Origin of the sequence: Marinobacter persicus, assembly GCF_900114155.1 — a bacterium.
GTDB classification, from domain to species: Bacteria; Pseudomonadota; Gammaproteobacteria; order Pseudomonadales; family Oleiphilaceae; genus Marinobacter; species Marinobacter persicus.
This window is the reverse complement of sequence record NZ_FOSC01000007.1, coordinates 108021-133988: the sequence shown is the minus strand read 5'-3', so window position 1 is coordinate 133988 and position 25968 is coordinate 108021. Positions and strand designations below refer to the sequence as shown.

14 protein-coding genes and 1 tRNA gene are annotated in these 25968 nt (G+C 61.7%); 10 read left to right on the top strand and 5 right to left on the bottom strand.

The features are described 5' to 3' along the window. Positions 1 to 27 precede the first annotated feature (27 nt). Complete coding sequence (locus tag BMZ63_RS09160; RefSeq protein ID WP_091704680.1) at positions 28 to 1044, bottom strand: LysM peptidoglycan-binding domain-containing protein; 1017 nt, start codon at positions 1042 to 1044, stop codon at positions 28 to 30. A 295-nt stretch (positions 1045 to 1339) separates the two neighbouring features. On the opposite strand from BMZ63_RS09160, the gene def reads away from it, so the two are divergent. From def to BMZ63_RS09125, 7 genes are all read left to right on the top strand, one after another. Beyond that, complete coding sequence (gene def, locus BMZ63_RS09155) at positions 1340 to 1843, top strand: peptide deformylase (RefSeq protein WP_091704677.1); 504 nt, start codon at positions 1340 to 1342, stop codon at positions 1841 to 1843. 81 nt (positions 1844 to 1924) lie between these two features. After that, the gene (fmt, locus tag BMZ63_RS09150; RefSeq protein ID WP_091704674.1) at positions 1925 to 2860 is read left to right on the top strand and encodes a methionyl-tRNA formyltransferase; all 936 of its coding nucleotides are present in this window, start codon (positions 1925 to 1927) and stop codon (positions 2858 to 2860) included. A 2-nt stretch (positions 2861 to 2862) separates the two neighbouring features. Continuing rightward, positions 2863 to 4155, top strand: a complete 1293-nt coding sequence (gene rsmB / locus BMZ63_RS09145; RefSeq protein ID WP_091704672.1) for a 16S rRNA (cytosine(967)-C(5))-methyltransferase RsmB — start codon at positions 2863 to 2865, stop codon at positions 4153 to 4155. Continuing rightward, positions 4152 to 5555, top strand: a complete 1404-nt coding sequence (gene trkA / locus BMZ63_RS09140; RefSeq protein ID WP_091704669.1) for a Trk system potassium transporter TrkA — start codon at positions 4152 to 4154, stop codon at positions 5553 to 5555. Before rsmB ends, trkA begins: the two co-directional genes overlap by 4 nt. Positions 5556 to 5691: 136 nt before the next feature. Then, positions 5692 to 6717: a glycine--tRNA ligase subunit alpha gene (gene glyQ, locus BMZ63_RS09135; RefSeq protein WP_091704667.1), complete on the top strand. Its 1026-nt coding sequence runs from the start codon at positions 5692 to 5694 to the stop codon at positions 6715 to 6717. Between the two features lie 2 nt (positions 6718 to 6719). Beyond that, positions 6720 to 8801, top strand: coding sequence for a glycine--tRNA ligase subunit beta (gene glyS, locus BMZ63_RS09130; protein WP_091704665.1), 2082 nt, complete (start codon positions 6720 to 6722; stop codon positions 8799 to 8801). 102 nt (positions 8802 to 8903) lie between these two features. Next, positions 8904 to 8980 (top strand) — tRNA-Pro (locus BMZ63_RS09125). A gap of 75 nt (positions 8981 to 9055) precedes the next feature. Here the strand turns inward: BMZ63_RS09125 and BMZ63_RS09120 are convergent. The 4 genes from BMZ63_RS09120 to BMZ63_RS09105 all read right to left on the bottom strand — a co-directional run bounded on the left by BMZ63_RS09120 (position 9056) and on the right by BMZ63_RS09105 (position 16289). Next, positions 9056 to 9925 carry a phosphate/phosphite/phosphonate ABC transporter substrate-binding protein gene (locus BMZ63_RS09120; RefSeq protein WP_091704662.1) on the bottom strand — a complete coding sequence of 290 codons (870 nt, stop codon included), beginning with the start codon at positions 9923 to 9925 and terminating at the stop codon, positions 9056 to 9058. After that, positions 9925 to 12255 carry a bifunctional diguanylate cyclase/phosphodiesterase gene (locus BMZ63_RS09115; RefSeq protein ID WP_091704659.1) on the bottom strand — a complete coding sequence of 777 codons (2331 nt, stop codon included), beginning with the start codon at positions 12253 to 12255 and terminating at the stop codon, positions 9925 to 9927. The genes BMZ63_RS09120 and BMZ63_RS09115 overlap by 1 nt, the downstream gene beginning before the upstream one ends. 75 nt (positions 12256 to 12330) lie before the next feature. Then, complete coding sequence (locus BMZ63_RS09110; protein WP_091704656.1) at positions 12331 to 14586, bottom strand: ATP-dependent DNA helicase; 2256 nt, start codon at positions 14584 to 14586, stop codon at positions 12331 to 12333. Then, positions 14583 to 16289, bottom strand: a complete 1707-nt coding sequence (locus BMZ63_RS09105; protein WP_091704880.1) for a VRR-NUC domain-containing protein — start codon at positions 16287 to 16289, stop codon at positions 14583 to 14585. Before BMZ63_RS09105 ends, BMZ63_RS09110 begins: the two co-directional genes overlap by 4 nt. Before the next feature lie 84 nt (positions 16290 to 16373). Between BMZ63_RS09105 and recC the strand changes: the two genes are divergently transcribed. Genes recC through recD form a run of 3 tightly spaced genes read left to right on the top strand, consistent with a single transcriptional unit; the run spans position 16374 to position 25953 of the window. Continuing rightward, positions 16374 to 19979, top strand: a complete 3606-nt coding sequence (gene recC / locus BMZ63_RS09100; protein ID WP_091704654.1) for an exodeoxyribonuclease V subunit gamma — start codon at positions 16374 to 16376, stop codon at positions 19977 to 19979. Beyond that, positions 19976 to 23704: an exodeoxyribonuclease V subunit beta gene (recB, locus tag BMZ63_RS09095; protein WP_091704651.1), complete on the top strand. Its 3729-nt coding sequence runs from the start codon at positions 19976 to 19978 to the stop codon at positions 23702 to 23704. The genes recC and recB overlap by 4 nt, the downstream gene beginning before the upstream one ends. Then, positions 23701 to 25953, top strand: a complete 2253-nt coding sequence (gene recD, locus BMZ63_RS09090; protein WP_091704648.1) for an exodeoxyribonuclease V subunit alpha — start codon at positions 23701 to 23703, stop codon at positions 25951 to 25953. The genes recB and recD overlap by 4 nt, the downstream gene beginning before the upstream one ends. The last annotated feature ends 15 nt before the right edge of the window (positions 25954 to 25968 follow it).

The following is a 25968-nucleotide window of genomic DNA, read 5'->3' as shown; positions in this document are numbered from 1 at the left end:
CCGCACAGAGTTTGTTTGATCCCGGCCTCAGGGGTTGGTCACCTTGTCGCCCACCGAGAGTGACCGGGTGGCCTGCAACACCAGGCCATAGCTCATTTTTTCATAGGTCTGGAACACCATCAGCAGACCGGCTCGCTCGGAGGGCAGCTCAATGGTTTCACTGGTCACCGGATCACGCACCAGATTGCCGGACTTCAGCACCGCCAACACGTTGCCCTCTTCCATGCCCTCACGTTCACCCCGGTTGATGGCCACCACATCGTACTGGCCAATCTGGCTCACGCCCCCTTCCACGGCAATCATCTGGCCCTCAATCTCCGATTCCGGCGCACTGGGCACGAAGTTGGTGGTCAGCCTGCGGTCCTCGCTCACCAGCAGGCGGTCGCCAATACGTACCTCTTCATTGGAACTGGCCAGTTCCATGGTCAGCACATCACCGTCTTCGGCAACGATATTGCCTCTGGCGATGCTGCGGGCTTCCAGACCCAGAAACTCGCCGGTATCCGGGTCCACGAATTCCTGGCTGCGGCGGAAAATACCGACCCGGTCGGCGGGCTTCTCGCCCCGGGCGTACACCCGGTCACCGGCACCGGTGATAATCCGGCCATCGGCCCCTTCCAGCACATAGGGCGCACCGTTGATTTCCGACGGACTGACAATCCGGGTTTCCGTCAGGAAACTGGCGATGGCATCCAGCGGAATGGTGGGAATCGGGGTATCAATGGCCTCGGAACGGACTTTCGGCGAGAGTTTCTCCACCCCCCGACTGGCAACCTTGGTGATTCTCGGCTTGCCATCAATGTAAACCAGCGCCAACCGGTCACCGGGATAGATCAGGTGCGGGTTGGTCACCTGCGGGTTCACATGCCAGATTTCCGGCCAGTACCAGGGGTTTTCCAGAAAACGACCCGAAATGTCCCACAAGGTATCTCCCTTGACGACAGTGTAACGCTCGGGATGATCAGACCTCAGCTCCGGGTTGGCCTGGGCCCAGGAAGTAAACAGCAGCGCCGAGGCCGCCAGAGCGTACAACAGTTTCCTCATTGTCCATGTCCTTGATCGCGAACTTGCTTTACAGGTTATTACGTTGTTGATTCCGTTACTATAGAAGAAGTCCTGACGTTTGTGTTGTTATCTTTTGGTCCCGCCCGGATTCGTCCTGCCCTATTGAAAGCTTTTGGCTATCGACTGATCAGTTTGTACTCAATCGACCATTTGTCGGATAATAGTGTCAGAAAACACATTTTGCGCTGCACGCCGTCGCATTTTGGCGAACCGGATCACGGTTCGCGGCTTTAACGGCGGGACAGCCACGAACAAAGGCGAGAACCAGAGCGCTATGATACGAGAAATTCTTGAATACCCGGACCCCCGGCTTCGCACCATTGCCAAGCCCGTGGACGAGGTAACCGACGACATCCGTACCCTGATCGACGACATGTTCGAGACCATGTACGATGCCAACGGCATTGGCCTGGCCGCCACCCAGATCGACGTGCACAAGCAGGTCATCGTCATGGACCTGTCGGAAGACAAGAGCGAGCCGCGGGTGTTCATCAACCCGAAGGTGGAAGTACTGGATGGCGACCTTGAAGCCATGCAGGAAGGCTGCCTGTCCGTGCCCGGCTTCTACGAAGACGTCAAACGCATTGAGCATTGCCGGATTACCGCCAAGGACCGAAACGGCGAGGAATTCGTTCTGGAAGCCGAAGGCCTGCTGGCCGTATGCATCCAGCACGAGATGGACCACCTGAACGGCAAACTTTTTGTCGATTATTTGAGCCAGCTCAAACGCAGCCGCATCCGCAAGAAGCTGGAGAAGCTGCACAAACAAAGTGCCTGAACGGCCTTTGAACCAGATAGTTTCAGGACCGGGCCCAAGCCCGGTTTTTTCGTCTTCAACACCAACAGAGACTCCAGCACCGTGCGCATCGTTTTTGCCGGAACCCCGGATTTTGCCGCCACCGCCCTGAAAGCCCTGATACAGGCCGGCCATAATATCGTCGGCGTTTACAGCCAGCCCGACAGGCCCGCCGGGCGTGGCCGCAAACTGGTCCCCGGGCCGGTCAAGCAGGTGGCCCTGGATGCCGACATCCCCGTGTTCCAGCCCCTGAGCCTGAAGACCGAAGAAGCCCGGCAGGAACTGGCTGACCTCAAACCCGATGTGATGATCGTGGCCGCCTACGGCCTGATTCTCCCCAAGTCGGTACTGGACATTCCCACCCACGGCTGCCTGAACATCCACGCCTCACTTCTGCCTCGCTGGCGCGGCGCCGCCCCTATCCACCGGGCCATCGCCGCCGGCGATACCGAAACCGGCATTACCATCATGCAGATGGACGAAGGCCTGGACACCGGCGACATGCTGTTGAAAGCCGCCACACCTATCCACCCGGACGACACGGGAGGCAGCCTTCACGACCGTTTGGCCGATCTTGGCGGTGAAGCCATTGTCGCGGCGCTGGATAAACTGCAAAAAGGCGAATTGAACCCCGAGCCGCAGAACAGCGACGACGCCTGTTACGCCCACAAACTGTCGAAAGCAGAGGGCCACCTGGACTGGCAACGCAGTGCGGTGGAGCTGGAACGGCTGGTGCGCGCCTTCAATCCCTGGCCCGGTACCTTCACTGACCTGGGCGACCAGCGCATTCGCATCCATCAGGCCGAAGCGCTTAACCAGAACAGCGACAAGACGCCAGGCACCGTCCTCAAACGTGAGCGCGACGGCATCGACATCGCCTGCGCCGAGGGCATTCTACGGATCACCCGGGCACAACTGCCGGGCACCCGGGCGCAAAGCGTGAACGACCTGATCAACGGCGGCAAGCCGGTGCTCATACCCGGCCAGGAGCTGCATTGATCATGGCCCTTCCACTCCGTGCCGTTGCCGCCCGGGTCCTGCTGGCGGTTGAAAATGGCCAGTCCCTGAACCAGTGCCTGCCGCCGGCGCTGAACCAACTGCCCCCGGAGCAGCGCCCGCAACTGCAGGCGCTGTGCTACGGAACCTGCCGGTGGTTTCACCGCCTGGACGGTGAACTCGGCAGCCGCCTGAAAAAGCCCCTGCGCAAGCCGGATCGTGTAATACACCACCTGATGCTGGTGGCCTTGTTCCAGTTGCGCTTCAGCGAACAGGCCAGCTATGCGGTGCTCAATGAAACCGTGGAAGCCTGCAAGGCTCTGGACAAACCGCATCTGACCGGCCTGGTCAACGGCGTGTTGCGCAAGGCCGAGCGGGAAGGGGCGCCGGAGCCTGCAGACGACAGCGCCCAATTCAGCCACCCGGTATGGATGGTGGAAAAACTGCGCCACAACTGGCCGGAAGACTGGCAAGCCATTCTCGAAGCCAATAACCAGCAAGCGCCCATGACGCTGCGGGTGAACGCAAAACGCTTCAGTCGGGACGAGTATCTGGCCCTGCTGAACCAGGCTGGTATTGAAGCCCACGCTACCCGCTTTGCCCCCCATGGCATTCAACTGGAACAACCGGTACCGGTGGACCGCCTGCCCTGGTTTGCCGACGGTGCCGTGAGCGTTCAAGACGAAGCGGCCCAGCTGTGCACCACACTACTGGATTTGCAGCCCGGCCAACGGGTACTGGACGCCTGCGCCGCCCCGGGCGGCAAAACCTGCGCTATTCTTGAGAGCGAACCGGCGCTTGCCGAAGTGGTCGCCATTGACGAATCCGCCGAACGCCTGCCCAGAATCGAAGAAAACCTGGAACGCCTGGACCTGCACGCCACACTCAGGCAGGCCGACGCGGCCGATACCGGGCATTGGTGGGACGGCAAGGCCTTTGACCGCATTCTGCTGGACGTACCCTGCAGCGCCACCGGTGTGATTCGCCGGCACCCGGACATCAAACTGCTGCGGCGCGAATCCGACATAGCACCCCTGGCCGGCATTCAACTGGGCCTGCTGGAAGCCATGTGGGACATCCTCGCCCCCGGCGGCCGGCTGGTGTATGCCACCTGCTCGGTGTTCGGGCAGGAAAACCACCGTATAATCCAGCGGTTTGTAAAACAGAACGAACAGGTAAAGCTGGTTACCCTGGATACCGACTGGGGTATCGACACCGGTGCCGGCCGACAACTGTTACCCGATCCCGACAGCCATGACGGCTTTTTCTACGCCGTATTGGAGAAACCAGAGCCATGAAAATCCTGATTCTCGGAGCCGGCCAGGTGGGCGGTAGTCTGGCCGAAAACCTCGCCAACGAAGCCAACGACATTACCGTGGTGGATACCGACGGCGCCCGCCTTCGGGAATTACAGGACCGGCTGGATATTCGCACCGTACACGGCCCCGCGTCCTATCCCACACTGTTGAATGACGCCGGCGCCGAAGACGCCGACATGGTCATAGCCGTCACCAACAGCGATGAAACCAACATGGTGGCCTGCCAGGTTTCCAAATTGCTGTACAAAACACCCACCACCATCTGCCGGGTCCGCGCCAATGCCTACCTGGCGAAAAAAGAGCTGTTCTACAAGAAAGATGACCTGGTGGAACCGGAAAAGCGAATTGGCTTTCCTATTGATGTGACCATCAGCCCGGAATATCTGGTGACCAAACACATCACCCGGCTGATTGAATACCCCGGCACCCTGCAGGTCCTGGAATTCTCCAAGGGCCTGGTACGACTGGTGGCTATCCGCGCCACCAAGGGCGGACCACTGGTGGGCCATGAGCTGTCCTACCTGCGCACCCACATGCCCCGCATCGATACCCGGGTGGCCGCCATTTTCCGCAAGGGCAGGGCAATCATGCCCCAGGGCGACACACTGATTGAAGACGGCGACGAAATCTTCTTCATCGCCGCCGCCGATCACATCCGCTCGGTCATGAGCGAGCTGCAGCCACTGGTCCAGCCCTACCGGCGTATTTTCATCTGCGGCGGGGGCAACATCGGCTATCGTCTGGCCAGTTCCCTGGAAAACCGCTTCCAGGTGAAAATCCTGGACCGCAACCACGACCGCTGCGTGATGCTGTCCGAGCGCCTGAACAAAACCATCGTGCTGGAAGGCAATGCCGCCAACAAGGACATCCTGCTGGAAGAAAACATCGAAAGCACCGATGTGTTCTGTGCCGTCACCAACGACGACGAAGCCAACATCATGGCGTCCCTGCTGGCCAAACGACTGGGCGCCCGCAAGGTACTGACCCTGATCAACAACCCCGATTACGTGGACCTGATCCAGGGTGGCGATATCGACGTGGCCATCTCGCCACAACAGACCACCATCGGCAGCCTGCTCACCCACGTGCGCCGGGGTGACGTGGTAAACGTTCACTCTCTGCGCCGGGGCGCGGCCGAGGCCATTGAAGCGATCGCCCATGGAGACCACCGCTCCTCCAAGGTGGTCGGCAAACGGCTGGACGAAATCCACCTGCCGTCAGGCACCACCATCGGCGCCATTGTCCGTAACAACGAGGTGTTGATCGCCCACGACCACATCCGTGTGCAGCCGGACGACCATGTCATCCTGTTCCTGGTGGATAAATCCAGGATCCGCGAGGTGGAAAAACTGTTCCAGGTGGGACTCACCTTCTTCTGATGGACACCAGACAAAACAACAACCTGGCCGGTACTTAGAAATACCGTGCCGGCCCGCGTATAATGCGCGTTTTCAAATTTTCAGCGCGTCCCGGAAAAAGGGGCGCCACACACAGACTGATCAGCAGGCAAACGTCGTGACAGACAAGGCAACCAATAATACCGCGCCGGATCTCCAGACCTTCCAGGGTCTGATTCTGGCACTGCAGAATTTCTGGGCGCAGCACGGCTGCGTGGTTCTCCAGCCCCTGGACATGGAAGTGGGCGCCGGTACCTTCCACCCGGCCACTTTCCTGCGCTCCATCGGTCCGGAAACCTGGAACTCCGCCTATGTACAGCCCAGTCGCCGCCCGACTGACGGCCGCTACGGCGAAAACCCCAACCGTCTCCAGCACTATTACCAGTTTCAGGTAGTGCTCAAGCCCTCGCCGGATAACATCCAGGAGCTGTACCTGGATTCCCTGCGCGCCCTGGGCCTGGACCCGCTGGTGCACGACATCCGTTTCGTGGAAGACAACTGGGAATCACCCACGCTCGGCGCCTGGGGCCTGGGCTGGGAAATCTGGCTCAACGGCATGGAAGTCACCCAGTTCACCTACTTCCAGCAGGTGGGCGGTCTGGAATGCTACCCGGTCACCGGCGAGCTGACCTACGGCCTTGAGCGCATCGCCATGTACCTGCAGGGCGTGGACAGCGTGTACGACCTGGTCTGGACCAAGGGCCCGGACGGCATGGTCACCTACGGCGACGTGTTCCACCAGCAGGAAGTGGAAATGTCCACCTACAACTTCGAGCAGGCCGACACCGAGTTCCTGTTCCACAGCTTTGATGTTCACGAGCGCGAAAGTGCCCGCCTGATCGAAGCCGGTTTGCCACTGCCTGCCTACGAGCAGGTACTGAAGGCCTCCCATACTTTCAACCTGCTGGATGCCCGCCACGCCATCTCGGTGACCGAGCGCCAGCGTTTCATCCTGCGTGTTCGTACCCTGGCCCGCTCCGTTGCCCAGGCGTATTTCGACAGCCGCCGCAAACTCGGCTTCCCGCTGGCGCCCGAAGCACTGCGCAAGGAAGTGCTGGCTGCCGCCGAGGCCGCCGACGCCAAGGCCGCCAAAAAGAACGGCAAGAAATCCAAGCAGGCACAGCAGGAACAGGGGAACGCATAACCATGGCTACACAGGATTTTCTGGTTGAACTGGGCACCGAAGAACTGCCCCCGAAAGCACTCAAACCCCTGTCCGATGCCTTCACCCGGGGCATTGCCAGGGGTCTGGAAGACGCCGGTGTTGAATTCGGCAAGGTGGAAGCCTTCGCCGCCCCCCGCCGCCTGGCGGTGCGTGTGCGTGATCTGGCGGACGCCCAGCCGGACAAGGCCGTGGAGAAGCGCGGCCCGGCGGTAAAAGCGGCGTTCGACGACGCCGGCAACCCGACCCGGGCACTGACGGGTTTCGCCACCTCCCTGGGCATTACCCCGGACCAGCTGGACACCATGGAAACCGACAAGGGCGCCTGGGTGGTTTACCGCACCGTCGAGAAAGGCAAGGCCACCGTGGAATTGCTGCCGGAACTGGTTGAACAGTCCCTGGCCGCGCTGCCCATCCCCAAGCGCATGCGCTGGGGCGCCCACCGCACCGAGTTCGTGCGCCCGGTGCACTGGCTGATCATGCAGTTCGGTGACAAGGTCATCGATACCCCGATCATGGGCCTGACCCCGGGTAACAAGACCCGTGGCCATCGTTTCCACTGCCCGAAAGCGCTGATAGTACCCACCCCGGGCGATTACGAAGTGGTTCTGAAAGAGGAAGGCTTTGTATTGGCCGATTTCGCCGAGCGCCGCGAGCAGATCCGCAAGGGCGTGACCGAGCTGGCCGAGAAGGAGGCCGGCGGCAAGGCGGTGATCAACGAAGACCTGCTGGACGAAGTCACTGCCCTGAACGAATGGCCGGTGCCGCTGATGGGTCGCTTCGAGGAACGCTTCCTGGACGTGCCCGCCGAGGCACTGATTTCCTCCATGGAAGAGCACCAGAAGTACTTCCACGTGATCGCCGCCGATGGCGAGATGCTGCCGCTGTTCATCACCGTGGCCAACATCGAGAGCAAAGACCCGGCCCAGGTGATCTCCGGTAACGAGAAGGTGATCCGCCCGCGCCTGGCCGACGCCGCCTTCTTCTACGACACCGACCGCAAGTCCCGCCTGGAAGACCGCATCGATGCGCTCAAGCCCATCGTGTTCCAGGACAAGCTGGGCAGCATTTACGACAAATCCGTGCGGGTGGCCGCCCTGGCCAGGAAAATCGGCGACGCCATCAACAGCGACCCGGCCCTGGCCGAGCGCGCCGCCATGCTGGCTAAGACCGACCTGGTCACTGAAATGGTGCTGGAGTTCACCGATCTTCAAGGCATCATGGGCCAGTACTACGCCGCCAATGACGGTGAACACGAGGATGTCGCCAAGGCCCTGAACGAGCAGTACATGCCGCGCTTTGCCGGTGATGACCTGCCGTCCACCCTGACCGGCTGCGCCGTGGCCATCGCCGACCGCATCGATTCGCTGGTGGGCCTGTTCGGCATCAACCAGCCACCATCGGGCACCCGTGACCCGTTCGGCCTGCGCCGAGCCTCCCTGGGCGTTCTGCGCATCATCATCGAGCGCGAACTGCCGCTGGACTTGCAGACCCTGTGCGAGTGGGCTGAAGAGAACTTCACCGTGCTGACTGAGCAAAACACCGCCAGCACCGTGGTGGACTACATGCTCGAGCGCTTCCGCGCCCACTACGACGAGCAGGGCATCAGCGCCGAGGTCTACCTGGCCGTCCACGCCCGCCGTCCGACCCGGCCGCTGGACTTCGACCGCCGTGTGAAAGCCGTGGAAGCCTTCCGCCAGTTGCCCGAAGCCCAGGCCCTGGCCGGCGCCAACAAACGGGTCTCCAACATCCTGACCAAGCAGGGTGGTGACAGTATCGGTGAGACCGTGGACAGCAGCCTGCTGCAGGACGCCGCCGAGAAAGCCCTGGCCGAGCAGGTGGACGCCCAGGCGGAAAAGGTGGTGCCGCTGTTCGAACAGGGCGACTACGCCAGTGCCCTGAGCTCCCTGGCCAGCCTGCGCGCCCCGGTGGACACCTTCTTCGACGAAGTGATGGTGATGGCAGAGGATGAAGCCGTGCGCAACAACCGCCTGGCGCTGCTCAACCGCCTGCGCAACCTGTTCCTGCGGGTGGCGGACATCAGCCTGCTGCCAACCGCGGGCTAACCAATGCGGGGCCAGACAATGGCTCTGCAGTACTACGGACAAATTTCCCCAGGGAAGGGGGTAGCATTCAGCAGCCGAATGAGTATAATACCGGCCGTTGTTCGGCGTGTGGCGCAGCTTGGTAGCGCACTTCGTTCGGGACGAAGGGGTCGCAGGTTCGAATCCTGCCACGCCGACCACTATCCCGCTTTTCCTGAATACCCTCTCTTGTAATCAGCCGTTTCGCCAATCGCTTTGACACCTGGCCTTATCGTTTAATCAAGCAGCTCTTCCAGCGTCTCATAAGCCTGATGATTAACCCGGGTAATCTCCGTCGCCTGCTGGCTTTCCAGAAAACGCCGGCGTTGCTCCGAGGGCCTGGTCATCAACCGGGCGATGTTCATTTTCACGGCATCACACAGCCCGCTCCGGAACACGAACGGGTCATAGTGCAGCGGTTCTGAACGCCAGATCACCCGGAACCGGTCCCGATCAATGACGCCCCGCGCCACATACTCATCCACCCGTGAGCTGGAGACAAAGGCCGCCTGCACCTTGCCGGCCAACAACGCATCCATGGCTTTATCATGGCTGCCGGCATACACCTGGCCGGCGAAAAACCCCGTGAGTGATTGCCCGATATGGTCGGTAAAACGGGTTTTCGGAATCAAGGCGCCGGATGTACTGGCTGGATCGGTCAGGGCAACGGTGGCTCCTCGCAGATCTGTTGCCGTCTGGACCGGGCTGTCCCTGTCCACGATCAACACGGACGAATAGAAACTGCCCGCCGGGGTAAAATGGCCAGGCTCTACCGCCAGCGACGCGAAGGCTTCAATATCCGGGTTTCGTTTGTAGGCCTGCATGTAAGCCCCGGGCCCCAATACAGCGACATCGACGGCACCGGAGATGAGGGAGTCGATGACACTCTGGTAGGAACTGGCGCGAACCATCTCGACCGGTATATCCAACCCCTCGCTCAACAACGACATCAGCGGCTGGTATTCGCGCAACTGCTCGTCGATATCCTTTTTCGGGATCATCGAGAAAACCAGACGATCAGTCCCGCAGGAACCAGCCGGCGCAGGCTCACCGGCCATCAGACCGGAAGACATCAGGAACAGCCACAGCAGGTACACCCAACGCATCAGCCCGTCTCCTGCAGCCGGTTAAACGTGGCGTGAAAGTGCGGCACATCGGCTGCCGGTATCGGCCGGCTCAGGTGATACCCCTGGGCAATGTCACACCCGGCCACTTTCAGGTGCACCAGCTGTTCCGGTGTTTCCACACCCTCGGCGACCACTTTCAGGTTCATCCGCTTGGCCAGGATAATGGTGGAGGACACCACCGGGCTGTCATCGTGGCTGTTACAGATACGGGAAATCAGACTGCGGTCGATTTTCAGCTTGCCCACCGGCACACTCTCAAGATGGGCCAGGCCGGAATAGCCGGTGCCGAAATCGTCCAGGCTCAGGCGTATGCCGGCATCATTCAGGCAATTCAGGTTTTCCATGGCCTGCTCGTCCAACACGGCCGTTTCCGTCACTTCCAGCTCCAGCATGTCCTGCGCCAGGCCGTGACGTTCCATTTCTGCACGTACCCGGTCACAGAACCCGGGTTCACTCAACTGTATGGGGGACACATTCACCGCCAGTGGATGGGCTTTCAGTCCTTGCTGTTGCCACTCCACCAATTGCTCACAGGCCAGGCGAATCACTTCCATGCCCAGGGGCACTACAAACCCGCTGCGTTCCGCCATGGGAATGAAACGGTCCGGAAACAGCAGGCCATAATCCGGGTGCTGCCAACGCACCAGGGTTTCATAGCCAACAATCTCCATGGAGTCCAGGCACACCTGTGGCTGGTAGTGCAGGACAAACTGACGCTCGCGCAGGGCATCGGCGAAAGCCTGTTCCAGGTGGAATTCCTCGATATCACTGTTGGAATTCAGGGACTGGTCAAAGAACCGGTATTGCCCACGGCCAGCCCGTTTGGCGGAGTACATGGCGGCATCGGCGCCCCGCAGCAGATCGTCGATACTCTGGCCATCCCTGGGCGAGATGGCGATGCCCACCGAGGGGCTGCTGTTCAGCTCACTGCCGTCCAGCTGGTAGGGGGCCGACAGGTGCTCCACCAGCCCGGATACCCATTTCTCGATATCCACCTCGGTCCGGTTCCCCCCCATAAAGACCACAAATTCGTCGCCACCAAAGCGGCCGGCAAGATCCTCGTCTCCCAGGCGATGCTGAATCCGCCCTGCAACCGCCTGCAGCAGCAGATCGCCAATGTGATGTCCAAGGCTGTCATTAATGGATTTGAAACGATCCAGATCAATAAATAACAGGGCCGACAAACGGCGCTGTCGGCGTTGACTGGCCAGGGCCTGGGCAGCCACATCCAGGAACTGGCGGCGGTTGTACAGACCGCTCAGGTGGTCGATGGAAGCCGCCCGGGTGGTACGGGCGTGCTCACCCTCCAGGCGCTCGATCAGGTTCTGGTTTCTTCGCTCCGATTTTTGCAGGGCTTTCAACGCCAGTTGTTGCTGGCGCAGGGTACGTACAAGCCAGACAACAATCCCGGCCACCAGCAAGGTCATCAGGACATTCAGAACCAGCTGCTGGTTCTGTTTGCCCAGCGCCGCTGCCAGAATTTGTTCCTCCGGCTGGGCCACCACCACGGTGAAGTTGTTCGGACTTCGGTTGGCATAAACGTATTGGTGACGCTTTCCGGAAAGCTCAAAACTGCCCGCCCCCGAATTCACCCGGTTACTGGAAGCAAAAAACAGCCCTTTGACCGGCTTACCCCCAACCATGACCCCGAGAGTGTCGGCCCGCATCCACTCGTTTTTTTCTCCGTCCAGGATCTGCAAAAAGCCACCGTAGCCAAGATTGACATGTTGCAACAGCCCGGACAGGTAACCGATATCCAGTTCCACCAGTATCCAGCGGTCCACCCGGCCATTCCCCGGTTTGCCCTCGGGCACCAGAAAAGGAAGGCGCCAGGCGGTCTGTCCCGGTGCCATTGCCGGGTCGAGCCTCCGGGACGGCAGCACCGGCGTGTAGCCGTGCTTGGCCGTATGATCAGCCAGATCGGAAAGCCAGGGGCCAATACTGGTACGGGCAGAGTCGGGGTGGGATGAGTAACGCAAATTCCCGTTCGGTTCGTAAATGCTCAGGCGGTTAAATACCGGATCCTCGGCAAGCAGCGTCAACAACCGGGCGGAGCGGGATGAAGTGCCCGCCAGTTCGTCCCCGGCCAGGCTGGCCATGGCACGGGCCCGGTCGGTCATCTGTTTCAGGCTCTCGGAAATGATCAACGCCAGGTTGCTGTTTTCCGAGCGCTGGGCCTGCAGGGCATCGTCCCGGGAGGCGGCACTCTGAACCAGGAACAGAGTCCAGATAAACGCCACCATCACGATCCCGAGCAGGATCATGATCTGTGGAACAACATTCAAGGATGGTTCGGCACGGCGGTTCATCAGGGGTACTCTGGTCATTACCCCTGCAAGCTAACAATGCCGTGTGGCAGTTCGGTTACAGGTAAACGGTTTTTCTCAGGCCGGACTGGAGAACCACCAGGCGGGCAGCAGATGGCTGACCCGGCGCTGCACAAAGCGGTCGTCGATCAGCCAGATCACACCCCGGTCTTCCGGTGTGCGGATAACCCGGCCAGCAGCCTGGGCCACTTTCTGCAGGCCGGGAATCAGGTAGGTGTAGTTGTAGCCTTCACCAAAACGTTGCTGCAGACGCTCTTTCAGGATTTCATGCCAGGGGTCAAAGGGCGGCAGGCCAAGGGTGGCCACGAAGGCGCCGATTAACTGGTCGCCGGGCAGATCGATGCCTTCACTGAACACACCGCCGAGTACCGCGAAGGCCACGCTGCCCTCGGGTTTCTGGAACTCCGCCAGAAACTGCTTGCGCTGCTCCGGACTCATTCCAGGCTGCTGGGAACGTTGGGGAATATCCGGTGCCTGCACCGCCAGCGTTTCACTCACTTCCCTGGCGTACCTGAAGCTGCTGAAGAACGCCAGGTAATGGCCTGGCCGTTCCCGATACTGTCTGGCAATCAGCCCGGCGATGGGCTGCAGACTGGCTTGCCGATGCACCTGCCGGGTACTGATACCGGGCGTGAATTTCACCTGTAATTGTTCCGCACTGAACGGGCTGGCAAGAGAGCTGAAACGGGTATCGGCCGGCAAACCCAGCAAATCCCGGTAATAGACACCCGGGCTCAGGGTGGCAGAGAACAGTAGCACCGAATGGGCGGCCATGAAGCGCTCCGTGAGGAAGTCCGCCGGGATCAGGTTCTGGATGGTCAGGCTGGCCCGGCCCCGGCCGGCGCGTTCAAACTGACACAGGGAATGGTCGCCGAAGCTGTCCGCCAGTTTCAGGAAAGCGACGCTCTCGAACAACAGTTCCTGCAGCGCCAGGTCCGGCGGATGGTCGGCCAGGTAATCGGTCAGGCTGGACACCAGCCCCTGAAGGGCACCGGGCAGTTGCGCGGGCAAGGTATCCAGAAACACCGGGTGGGATTTCTCTGCGTGATCCCGGATCAGACCTTGCCAGGCACGGGCGGTACGGTCGAGCGCGGCCTTCACCGGCCCGGGTGCGGTTTTCCGGGTTTTCAGCAGGCGCTGCTGGTCCAGCCGCACCGAGTACATGCCCCGGGCCCGGTCCACCAGATTGTGGGCTTCGTCCACCAGCACACCGGCTCGCCAGTTGTTCTGGCGGATCAGGCCGTGGAGCAGGGCGGACTGGTCAAACAGCCGGTTCACATCGCCAATCACCAGATCACACCAGCGCGCCATTTCCTGTGCCAGGAAATAGGGGCAAATGTCATGACCTGCGGCGATCTTCGCCAGATTTTCCTGGTTTAACGGTTCACTGCTCTGAACCGCCTCGGCCCGGGCATCCGGCAGGCGGTCGAAAAATCCTTTCGCCAGGGGACAGGATTCGCCGTGGCAGGCTTTATCCGGGTGTTCACAGGCATGGTCTTTGGACACCAGTTCCAGCGTTCGCAACGGCCAGGCTTGCAGCTCACTCTGGCCCATGCGCAATTTCTCAACCGCATCCAGCGCCAGCTGGCGGGCGGTATTGCGACAGGTGAGGTAGAACAGCCGGTCCTGGCCCGTGGCGGGCATGGCCATCAGCGCCGGAAACAGGGTACCCAGGGTTTTACCGAGACCGGTGGGCGCTTCCAGCAGCAGGTGCTCGCCTTTCACCGAGTTCTTGTAAACGGTTTCTGCCAGCTGCCGCTGCCGGGGGCGAAACTCCGGAAACGGAAAGCGCAGGCTGGCCAGCAGGGCGTCGCGCTGTTCCCGGTGATGCTCTTCCTGCTCGGCCCAGTTCTTGTAAATACCGCACAGGGCTTCCAGTTCCTGCCAGAGTTCGTCCGCCCCGGCGGTTTCGGTCAGAACCGTCTCCCTGTCCCGGCCGGTGTCGTAATACACCAGCGCCAGCTCTACCCGCTTCCGGTTTTCCTGCCGGCACAGCAGGGCACCGTAGGCCCGCAACTGGGCCCGGTGCAGGGCACGCTGGTGCGGGCGAATGCGGGAAACGTCCCCCCGGTGGGTCTTGATTTCCTCCAGCCGGTTCTTGTGTGGGTGATAGCCATCGGCCCGGCCGGAAAGCTCAATTCCCAGGCAGTTACCGGTCAGTGAATACTCGCTTTTATAGCCGTAGCCACGTTTAGCCTGTATGGCCTGATGGCCGGCAATGCCCTCTTCGCTGGTTGGGGCCGGGGTGTACCGGAAGTCCAGATCACCGTGGCGGGCCGCGAATTCACACAGGGTGCGGACGGCGACTTTCACGCGCCCGCCTCATCATCCCGCCAGCGCACATAACAAACGCTGGCCGGGATACCTTCCCGTGCAAAAAAGTGCAGCCAGCGAACCTGGTGGTCCTGCAGGCGGTCGCCGGGGCCTTTCACTTCGATCATCTCATAGCGTTGCTCTGGATCGTCAGCCTCCGGCACCAGCCGGATCAAGTCCGGGAAGCCGCTGCGGTGTTCCCTGATATTATTGAGCAGGCGACGGAACAGGGCCTCCAGGTGGCGAGCGGGGATACAGTCCATAGCCAGTTCCAGCAGGTTTTCATTCAGCACCGGCCAGATAACAAAAGGGTTGGAGATGCCCTGCTTGTTCCGGAAAGTCTCGATAATTTCCTGTCGGTAATCGCCGGTTGCCAGCAACCCGAAACGTTGCTCGAACGCCTGCTGGCGCCTCGCCACAAAATCCTCCCGGGTCAGATCCGCCGGGCCGATGTGGAACGGATGGAAGAAGGCCCCGGGAATGGGTTTGAAGATCACCGGCCAGCACAGCAGGCCAAACAAAGCGTTGATCAGGGTGTTTTCCACGTAGAACACCGGGGCTTCCTCGGTACGCAGATGCTGCACAGCGGCCAGTTCCACGGTGCCGGTATCCGGTCTCGGCAAGGTGAGGGTGAATGCCTGCAGCTCGGGGTTTTCCACAGGCTCGGGCTTGTCGGCTCCCACCTTGGGCGCCAATCGTTTTAGCAACCGGGTCAGCCCCTGAGCCTCGGCGTCGCTCAGTTCGCCGGTCTGCCACTGGCAGGCCGTGGCCCAGGCTTGATCAAAGCGTTTCATTCGCTCCAACAGTCGCAGCCGTTTCAGACGTGCCTCCCGGTGCCCGCTGGCGGCCCATACCTGCAATGCCAGCTCCCGCTCGCCCTGGCGCTCCGCCTGCCGGCCCAGCTCCAGCAACAGTCGATCCCGTCGGCTGGAGAGCCATGGGTTATCCACCGGCCCGGGCGCATCGGGCCAGACATCCACGGCCGGTTCGCCCTCATCGAGCCGTTCACGGCACCGGTGCATCTGTAAATAACAGTCAACATCGGCCCGCCATTGGAAGGCACGGGATTCCGGGGTGAAGGGCACGGGCTCGAACCGCTGCACGCCCAGTTCCACCAGTACAAAGTCGGTCCAGCTCTGGCGCAGGTTGCCGAAGAACATCAGGCGAATGCGGTCAAACAGGGCCATGTCCCGAAGCTGGACGACTTCCCACGTTTCGCCGCCATCAGGCAGCCACTCCCGCAGGGACCTTGCCCCCCTGAACCCTTCCGCCAGCAGCTCCCGCATCCGGGCCTTGCCCAGGGTTTTCGGGTGGCCCTGTTGCTGTAACCAATGGCCAAACACCGGTCTTAATTCCGCCAGAGTAAACAGTCGGAACAGGTCATCCAGGCTCAGCTCCGGTGCACTGTCCAGCCAGCCCTCCTGCACCAGCACCCTGAGTGCTTCAGGTTCCGGCACCGGTAATTCCGGATAGCGAAGCTTGTCGGCCCGGAACAACTCACCGGTGCGCATCACCATTCGGGTCAGAAGCGCCCGGGGGCCGGTCGCCAGGCCCGTGAAGGCCGCCAGCCGGCTTCGCTCCTGTTCTGTTAACAAGTCTGCGTGGTGGTTCGCTACCCAGGCCACCAGAATGTCCATGTTCTCCAGATAATAAAGCGGATTCTCGAGATCAGCCGTAGCCAGGTACGAACGGGTTTGTCGCATCAATTCGTTACTCTCGCTCACCAATCATTCCCGGGTTTGCGGTAACCTGTACCGCAACCATCATCGAACCAAGATAACACCGGTATGCCTGAGACCAACAGTATCGAACCCGGCTTCCACGCCATTCACGCCAACCATCTGGAAGACCTGCGCCGCACCGTGGTCTACATCTGCCGGCACAACCCCATGCCGCCGCTGCAGAGCGAGACCTTTCTGGTGCAGAGTAACGGCATCGCCCAATGGCTGAAACTGGCGTTGGCTGAGAAACGCACTGACGATGGCGTGGAAGGCGGCCTGGGCATTGCCGCCGGCATGGATTTCCTGTTCCCCGCGCGGTTTATCTGGCAAGCCTACCGGGCGGTGCTGCCCGATGGCGAGGTGCCGGAACAATCCCCCTTTGATAAACGGCGGCTGGTGTGGCGACTGTACCGGCTGTTGCCGGAACTGGTGGGTCAGGATGACGCCTTCACGCCGCTGGCTCGGTTTCTGGACGGCAGCGATACCGACCTGCGCAACTTCCAGCTGGCTGAAAAAGTGGCGGATCTGTTCGACCAGTACCAGGTGTTCCGTGCCGACTGGCTGGCCGCCTGGGAGCAGGGCAGAGATGTAGTGATCACCGCCCGGGGCGAAGAAAAGGCCCTGGATGGGGAAACCTGCTGGCAACCGTTGCTCTGGCGCAGGCTGGTCGAAGACGTGGGCACCGAGGCCCACACCAGCCGTTCGCAGATTCACACCCGCTTTATGGAGCAGGGCCAGCGCATTACCGATCCGGCCAACCCGGTGCGCCTGCCCAGACGGATTGTGGTGTTCGGGGTGTCCTCCCTGCCCCGGCAGGCACTGGAAGCCCTGTACGTATTGAGCCGGTTCAGCCAGGTGGTGCTGTGTGTCCACAACCCCTGCCAGTTCTACTGGGCCGACATCATCAGCGACCGGGAACTGCTGAAAGCCGAACGCAAGCGGGGTACCGCGCATCCGGTATTGTCGCGGATTCACGATCCGGATCAGCTGCACCAGCACGCCAACCCTTTGCTGGCGGCCTGGGGCAAGCAGGGCCGGGACTACATCCGCCTGCTGGATGAGTTCGACAACCCGGACGATTACCGGGCCAGCATCCAGACCCCGGGCCAGAAGATCGATATCTTCACCGACCATGGCGACCCGGATTCCCCCTGCCTGCTCAACCAGTTGCAGAACGATATCCACAACCTGACGCCGCTGCAGGAAATCCGCCAGCAGCACCGCACGGTGGATCTGGCCCGGGACCATTCCGTGGTGTTCCACGACGCCCACAGCCCCCAGCGGGAAGTGGAAATCCTGCACGACCAGCTACTGGCCGCGTTCAACTCCGATCCCACATTGCGGCCCCGGGATGTGATCGTGATGGTGCCGGACATCAACGTATACGCGCCCCACATCCAGGCGGTGTTCGGGCGCTATTCGCCGGGCCGCAAACGCCACATTCCGTTCACCATTTCCGACCAGGGCCAGCGCCACCACGAACCTGTGCTGATTGCCCTGGAAACCCTGATGTCACTGCCCCGCAGTCGTTTCGGCGTGAGCGAGATCATCAGCCTGCTGGAAGTGCCCGGCATCCGCGAGCGCTTTGCCATCAGCGAAGACGAGATCCCCCTGGCCCGGCGCTGGGTGGAAGGCGCCAACATCCGCTGGGGCCTGCACGGCGAGCACCGGCAAAGCCTGGACCTGCCAGCGGAGCTGGAGCGCAACACCTGGCAATCTGGCCTTCGCTCCATGCTGCTCGGTTACGGGATGGGTGACGACGAACCCTGGGGCGGAGTAGAACCCTATGGTGAAATCGGCGGCCTGCAGGCCAGCCTGGCGGGCCGACTTGGGGACTTCGTACATCAGTTGGAAACCCTGTGGCGGGCCCTGCAAACCAACCGCACCCCGGAGCAATGGGAAGCCCTGTTCTCCGAAATGCTCGAGCAGTTCTTCCACAAGGTGGACGGCCAGGACCTGCTGTTGCTGAACCGCTTCCGCCGTCAGCTGGAGCAATGGCTGGAGGATTCCCTTGCCGCAGGCCTTGATCACCAGCCGCTGCCCCTGAACATCGTCAGGGATGTGCTTTTGCAGGGCCTGGACGAAGGTGGCCTGAACCAGCGATTCCTGGCCGGCAAGGTGAACTTTGCCACCCTGATGCCCATGCGCGCCATTCCGTTTCGCAAGGTGTGCCTGCTGGGCATGAACGACGGCGACTACCCCCGCTCCCGGCCACCGGTGGATTTCGATCTGATGGCCCAGGACTATCGCCCCGGGGACCGCTCCCGCCGGGAAGACGACCGCTACCTGTTCCTCGAGGCCCTGCTGTCCGCCCGGGAACAGCTGTACATCAGCTGGGTGGGGCGCAGCATCAAGGACGATTCGGAACGGCCGCCCTCGGTGCTGGTGGGTCAGCTACAGGATCATCTGGACAACCTGTGGTCTGTAGAGGGGCAGCCGGAAATGGCGGTTACCAAAGCCCTGACCACCCAGCACCCGCTGCAGCCCTTCAGCCGCGACTATTTCCCCAAGGCCAACAATGGCGTGGGTGAAAGCAAAGAGGCCCGGCCCAGACCGCTGGCTGAGGTGCTGCAGGCCCGTGGCCTGTTCACCTACGAACGGGAATGGCGCAGCGCGCATGGGGTGGAAACCGTCGAACAGGCTCACCAGACCCTGCCGTACCAGGCGCCGGAAGACCCCATCAGCCTGAACGAGCTGGCAAACTTCCTGAAAAAGCCCATCGACACCTTCTACCAGCGCCGCCTGCAGGTGCGCTTTGAAGACGTGGAAGACGAGGACACCGACAACGAAAACTTCGATTTGAACGGCCTGGACCGCTGGCGCCTGGATAATGAGCTGATAGAGAGCTGTGTGCTAAAAGCCGCCAGCGGGGAAGAACTGTACCAGCGCCTGGAAAACAGCCTGGACCGCATGGCCCGCCGGGGCGACCTGGGCATGGGGGTGACCGAACACCGGCTGCGCACCGAACTGGCCGGGCGCCTGCCGGATCTTTTCGAGCGCTATCGCGGTGCTCTGGCGGAGTGGCCGGAACCAGTGGCCGAACCGCTACCGTTCGAATTTGGCTATTCGGACAGCACCGGGGCCGTCGAGGTGGCCGATTTCATCACCAACCTGCGCTGCAACCCCGAGGGCCATCTGTGCCGGCTGGTGGTGGCCAGTTCCGGCTTGCTGAGCGGTTCGGGCAGCGGCAAAAAGGTGCGCTACGCGAACCTGCTTCGGGACTGGGTGGTACACCTCGCCGGCCAGCTCAGCGATCAGCCCTTTGAAACCCTGATTCTGGCCAAAGAGGAAGGCCGCAAGTTCCACCTGCCCGTTATCCCGCCTGCCCGGGCCAGGAAGCACCTCGAAACCGTCCTGGCCCACTGGATGCAGGCGACAACCCGGGCTCTGCCCATTCACTGTGACGCCGGCTTTGCCTGGATCACCAGTTATTACGGCGGCAAGAAATACCTGGGTGATCATGAACGGGCCATCAGTGAAGCGGAACAGGCGTATACCACCGCCCTGGAGCGGGACACCGGCTACCTGCGCGGTGCCTTTGAAAGCCCGGAAGCGCTGATGGCCAGTGGCGAATTCGAAGCACTGTTACACCAGCTCTACGTGCCGCTGTGGGAAGCCGAACAGGACAAATCCGCGGCTGAGCAGGTGGGTTACCAGGAGGAACAGGCATGAGCCAGACAGCCGCTAACCGCAACCCGAACCTGGACCCTCTGGCGCTGCCACTGAACGGCAGCGCCCTGATCGAAGCCAGTGCCGGCACCGGTAAAACCTTCACCATCGCTATTCTGTATGTGCGTCTGGTACTGGGCCATGGCCAGAGCGAGGACAGCCCGCTGCAGGATCTGCTGCCACCGAACCTGCTGGTGGTGACCTTTACCGAAGCGGCCACCAAGGAGCTGCGCGACCGCATACGCACCCGCCTGACCCAGGCCGCCGAGGTGTTTTCCGACAGCCCGGACGAACCGGAACCGCCTGCGGAAACCCGACTGATCTACCAGCTGCGGGATGAAAGCTACCCGGACCCCGCCCGTTGGCCCGACTGCCGCAAGAAACTGCTGCTGGCCGCCGAATGGATGGACGAGGCGGCCGTGTCGACCATTCACGGTTTCTGCAACCGCATGCTCAGCGAACACGCCTTCGACAGTGGCAGCCTGTTCAAACTCACCCTGGAAACCGACCAGAGTGAACTGCTGGACGAAGTGGCCCGGGATTACTGGCGTACCTTCATCTATCCACTGCCGCCAACCCTGATGGATGAGGCACTCAGCCACTGGAAAACGCCGACCGATCTGCGCAAGGCCGTGCGCAACCTGATCGATAATCCGGATGCACTGGGCGCACCGCCAGAGAACGTGCACCAGGCCATCAACCAGGTGGTCAGCGAGCGGCTGGCCCAGGCCAATGAATTGAAGTCACACCCCTGGGCCCAGTGGCGCCAGGAAGTCATCGACCTGCTGAACGATCTGAACAAAAACAAACGCCTGCACGGTGGCAGCAAGAACGCCATGCTCAAGGTCTGGGATCTGCTGCTCGCCTGGACCGAATCCGGCGAACTGCTTCCGGAGAAACTGGACAGCGCCGCCGGCTTCAGGAACCAGACCCCAGAAGGCCTGGCCAATATCCTGAAAGGTGATGACCCGGCGCCCGACCACCCCGCCTTCGAGGCCATTGAGGCCCTGATGGCCTTTGGCCAGAACCAGCCCAGCGCCAGGTCCAATATCCTGCGCCACGCCAGCCACTGGATCGCCGGGCGACTGGAGGCGGAAAAACAGCAACGTTCGGAAATGGGCTTTGATGACCTGCTCACCCGCCTGGACGACGCCCTGCACGGGCCAAGGGGCGACCAACTGGCCGCCACCATCCGGCGCCAGTTCCCGGTGGCGCTGATTGACGAATTCCAGGACACCGACCCGGTCCAGTACCGGATTTTCAACCGGATCTACAACGTGCAGGCCAACAGCCCGGACACCTGCCTGCTGATGATCGGTGACCCGAAACAGGCCATTTACGGCTTCCGGGGCGCCGATATCCACACCTACCTGCAGGCCCGCCTGGGCGTACAGGACCGCACCTGGACCCTGGGCAAGAACTTCCGCTCTGCCAAACCCATGGTGACGGCGGTGAACCGGGTATTCGAGTACAGCGACCAGTACAGTCCGAAAGGGGCCTTCCTGTTCGGCAAGGGCGACAGCACACCGCTGCCATTCCAGGGCGTCGATGCCAACGGCACCAAACGCCAGTGGTCGGTGCACGGTGAGCCGCAACCGAGCCTGGTGTTCTGGACCCACGAATCCGGCGATGAAGACAGGGAAGGCAAGCCAAAGGGACTGGCCAAGGGCACCGCCACCGCGGATGTGGCCGAGACCTGCGCCAGTGAAATTGCCCGGCTGCTGACATTGGGCCAGAAACAACAAGCCGGTTTTGCCCTGCCGGATAACCCGGCAGACCTGGAACCCGTGAAACCCAAAGACATCGCCGTGCTGGTGAACAACCGCAACGAAGCCGCCGCCGTGCGGGATGCCCTGGGCCGCCGGCGCATCAAAAGCGTGTACCTGTCGGACCGGGACTCGGTACTGGGCTCCCGGGAGGCAAAGGAGATGCTGTGCTGGCTTCGGGCCTTCGCCGAGCCCCGGCAACTGGCACTGATCCGGGCCGCCCTGGCCACACCGACCCTGGGCCAGAGCTGGCAGACGATGGATCTGCTGCTGACCGACGAACTGGTACTGGAGCGGGAAATCGAGCGTTTTCAGCGCTACCAGCAGCAATGGCAAAGCCAGGGCGTACTGCCCATGCTGCGCAGTTTCCTGATGGACTTCGAGGTACCCGGTCGCCTTTTGCAAAGGCCGGACGGTGAGCGAAGACTCACTGACATCCTGCATATTGCCGAACTGCTGCAGCAGGACAGCCTGCAACTGGACGGCGAACATGCGCTGGTGCATCACTTCACCCAGATCCTGAGAGCGGCGGATGAGGAAGACGAACACCGCACCCTGCGCCTGGAAAGCGATGCCGGACTGGTGAAGGTGATTACCGTGCACAAATCCAAGGGCCTGGAATACCCGCTGGTGTTCCTGCCCTTTGGCACCGCCTTCCGGGCAGAAAATCAGAAACAGACGTCCATGAGTTACCACGATGACGAGGGCAATAAAGTCACCGTGCTCGAGCCCACACAGGAAGATGCTGAAAAAGCCGACCAGGAGCGCCTGGGCGAAGACATCCGAAAGCTTTATGTGGCCCTGACCCGGGCCCGGTTTGCCACCTGGGTGGGGGCAGCGGCCGTGGATAACTGGCACCAGAGCGGTCTGGGTTATGTGCTGGCCGGCTCACCGGAGCAGGGTGTCAGCCAGGCGCTGGCGCCACTGGCCCAGGGCCGCCCGGAAATCGCCCTGACTCCGTTGCCGCAGGCCCGGGACACCCTGTTCACCGAAACCGCCCCGGAAGCCCTGGGGCCGGCCCTGGTATCCACCCGGGAAGCGAAGGAAGACTGGTGGATTGCCAGTTACTCCAGCATTGAATACACCGGCATGGCAGGCACGGGCATTACCTTCACCGGAGAAGTGGAAGACCCCCAGACCCAGAACCTTCTGGAGGAGAGCGCCCAGGAACAGACCGGAGAGGCTCCGCCAGCCATTGCCACCGAACGCAATCATCACCATTTTCCCAGGGGCGCCAGCCCAGGCACCTTCCTGCACGAATTACTGGAATGGTGCTGCGCCCAGGGGTTTCAGACGATTGTGGATAACCCGGAGCGACTGCATGAACAACTGGCCCGAAGGTGCGGAACCCGGGGCTGGACCCAGTGGGTAGAGCCTCTCCAACAGTGGCTGCTGGCCTTGATCGCCAACCCCCTGAAGCTGGACCGGCAAGGCCTCCAGACCGCCGCGCTGACCGAACTGGACAGCCTGCGCCCGGAACTGGAATTCTGGTTTGAGAGCGCGGATGTCAGCATCCGCCAATTGGATACGCTGGTGACCCGTCATACCCTGAACGGCGCCGACCGGCCCCAGGCCGAGCCCGGTCGTTTCAACGGTATGCTCAAGGGCTTCATCGACCTGGTGTTTGAACACAAGGGGCAGTATTACGTGCTGGACTACAAATCCAATGCTCTGGGCGAGGATGATGCCGCCTACACCGATCAAGCCATGGGACAGGCAATTCTGGACAAACGCTACGACCTGCAATACGTACTCTACCTGCTGGCCCTTCACCGGCTGCTGAAAGCCCGGCTGCCCGGTTACGACTACGACCGGCACATTGGCGGCGCGGTCTACCTGTTCCTGCGCGGGGTGAATGCCACCAGCGGCGGCGCGTTCACCGACAAACCACCCAGAGGGCTGATTGAACAACTGGATGCCCTGTTCGATGGCGAGTCAGTTTCCGGGGAGGTGGCCGCATGAGCCGGACCCACCATACCGAAAGCCAGTTTGCCCTGGACCTGGGGGACAACACGCCGGGGAACACAACACAAGCGGAACCGCGAACGCCTGTGGATAACTCCCACCGCCTGGCCAGCCTGACGGACACCGAAACCCTGTTGCTGCAATGGCAACAGGCCGGCTGGATTCGCCCGCTGGATACCGGCTTTGCGCGGCTGATCCGGGAACTGAGTGAAGAACAGGGCGAGCGTCCGCAGCCACTGGTACTGCTGCTGGCGGCGCTGACCTCCCATCAGGTGGGCCGTGGCCATGTCTGCATCGACCTGGCCACCCTGCTGGCCGATGCCGGCAACACCCTGGCACTGCCACCCGAAGAACCGGCCCACACGAACCTTTCCGAAGCCGAGGTGGCAAACCTGCAAGGCCTCTATCCACAGGATCTGCTGGCCCGGGTACAACTGGCCGATTGCCTTGCCGCCCTGAAAAACTCCCTGGCCATCAGCGATGGCTCCGTGCCGGCACCGCTGGTTCTGAATGGAACCCGGCTTTACCTGCGCCGGTTCTGGCGCTATGAACAGCGTATTGCCGAGGGCATCCAGCAAAGACTGGCCTTGCACTCAATCCTGGCGGACCCGCAATCGCCCGGGGCGCAAACCCTGTCACGGGCACTGGGCCACCTGTTCCGGTCAACCGACCCGGTGGATTACCAGAAACTGGCCTGTGCCCTGGCCGCCCGGAACCGGTTTTCGGTGATCACCGGCGGCCCGGGTACCGGCAAGACCACCACCGTGGTGAACCTTCTGGCGGCACTGCAGGCCGTGGCTGGCGAAAGCCCGGAACGGGCAGGGCGCAAGTACCGCATCCGCCTGGCCGCGCCCACCGGCAAGGCGGCCGCCCGCCTGAATGAGTCCATTGGCGGCGCAGTCCGCAAACTGCCACTGGCGGACTTGCCGGGTTCGGTACAACTGGACGACATTCCCACCAGGGTCACCACCCTGCACCGGTTGCTGGGAAGCCGGCCAGACACCCGCCAGTTCCGGCACAACCGGGATAACCCGCTGCCAGTGGATATCCTGGTCATCGATGAAGCCTCCATGGTGGACGTGGACCTGATGGCCTCGGTGGTAGACGCGCTGCCGGAAAAAGCTCAACTAATCCTGCTTGGCGACAAGGACCAGCTGGCCTCGGTGGACACCGGTGCGGTTCTGGGCGAGCTTTGCCAGCGCGCCGCCGATGCCCACTATACGCCGGAGACCACCAACTGGCTGCGGGCGGTAACCGGCATGTCAGTACCCGAAGACCTGACCGACGCCAACGGCCTGGCACTCGACCAGGCCGTGGCCATGCTTCGAAAAAGCTATCGTTTTCAGGAGGATAGTGGCATTAAACAGCTGGCCGAAGCAGTCAATACCAGTACCCTTGACCAGACCCTGCTGACCCGGGCCCGTGAGGCCGCCTTCGATGATGTGGTCTGGCTCAATGGTCACATCGCCCGGCCAGACCCGGAAGCCACGCTTTCACAAATTTGCCAACACGCGATAACCGGCACGCCGGATGCCTTTGCCAATGCTGGCGTTGGGCGGGTTATCCACAACCAGCCACTGCCGCCACCGGTGGGCTACCGGCACTACCTGGAACGCATGAACAACCATGGGCTGACCGCAGACAGCCCCCGGGAAAACTGGGACGCACTGGCCATCGACGTGCTGGAAGCCTTCAACGATTTCCAGATCCTGTGCGCCCTGCGCAAGGGTCCGTGGGGTGTGGAAGGGCTGAACGACCGCATTGCCCGACACCTGCTGGCTGAAAAACTGCTGCCCCGGGCCGAAGGCTGGTACGCCGGCCGGCCCGTACTGATCACGGGGAATGATTACAACCTGGGGCTGATGAATGGCGATATCGGCATCACCTTCTCGGTGCCCTGGGGACGGAATGACCACGGCGAACCGGTGTTCGTGCTTCGCGTGGCCTTCCCGGACAGCGACAGCGCCGGCGGCATCCGCTGGATTTCTCCGAGCCGCTTACAGCAGCTGGAAACGGTGTTTGCCATGACGGTGCACAAATCCCAGGGCTCTGAGTTCAACCACACCTGCTTGGTACTGCCGGATCGCCTGAGCCCTGTGCTGACCAGGGAGCTGGTTTACACTGGCATTACCCGGGCAAAGAACTGGTTCAGTTTGATTACCGGCGATGCGCAGGTGTTCAGTGAGGCTGTTAATCAAAGGGTTGTTCGGGCTTCCGGGTTGGCGCTCAGGCTTGGAGAACACTAACACCCAAGCTTGGTG

What these genes read in the sequence shown, in the direction of transcription:
- BMZ63_RS09160 (WP_091704680.1), bottom strand. Translation starts at nt 1,044, where the DNA reads ATGAGGAAACTGTTGTACGCTCTGGCGGCCTCGGCGCTGCTGTTTACT.
- def (WP_091704677.1), top strand. Translation starts at nt 1,340, where the DNA reads ATGATACGAGAAATTCTTGAATACCCGGACCCCCGGCTTCGCACCATT.
- rsmB (WP_091704672.1), top strand. Translation starts at nt 2,863, where the DNA reads ATGGCCCTTCCACTCCGTGCCGTTGCCGCCCGGGTCCTGCTGGCGGTT.
- trkA (WP_091704669.1), top strand. Translation starts at nt 4,152, where the DNA reads ATGAAAATCCTGATTCTCGGAGCCGGCCAGGTGGGCGGTAGTCTGGCC.
- glyS (WP_091704665.1), top strand. Translation starts at nt 6,720, where the DNA reads ATGGCTACACAGGATTTTCTGGTTGAACTGGGCACCGAAGAACTGCCC.
- BMZ63_RS09120 (WP_091704662.1), bottom strand. Translation starts at nt 9,925, where the DNA reads ATGCGTTGGGTGTACCTGCTGTGGCTGTTCCTGATGTCTTCCGGTCTG.
- BMZ63_RS09115 (WP_091704659.1), bottom strand. Translation starts at nt 12,255, where the DNA reads ATGAACCGCCGTGCCGAACCATCCTTGAATGTTGTTCCACAGATCATG.
- BMZ63_RS09105 (WP_091704880.1), bottom strand. Translation starts at nt 16,289, where the DNA reads ATGCGACAAACCCGTTCGTACCTGGCTACGGCTGATCTCGAGAATCCG.
- recC (WP_091704654.1), top strand. Translation starts at nt 16,374, where the DNA reads ATGCCTGAGACCAACAGTATCGAACCCGGCTTCCACGCCATTCACGCC.
- recB (WP_091704651.1), top strand. Translation starts at nt 19,976, where the DNA reads ATGAGCCAGACAGCCGCTAACCGCAACCCGAACCTGGACCCTCTGGCG.
- recD (WP_091704648.1), top strand. Translation starts at nt 23,701, where the DNA reads ATGAGCCGGACCCACCATACCGAAAGCCAGTTTGCCCTGGACCTGGGG.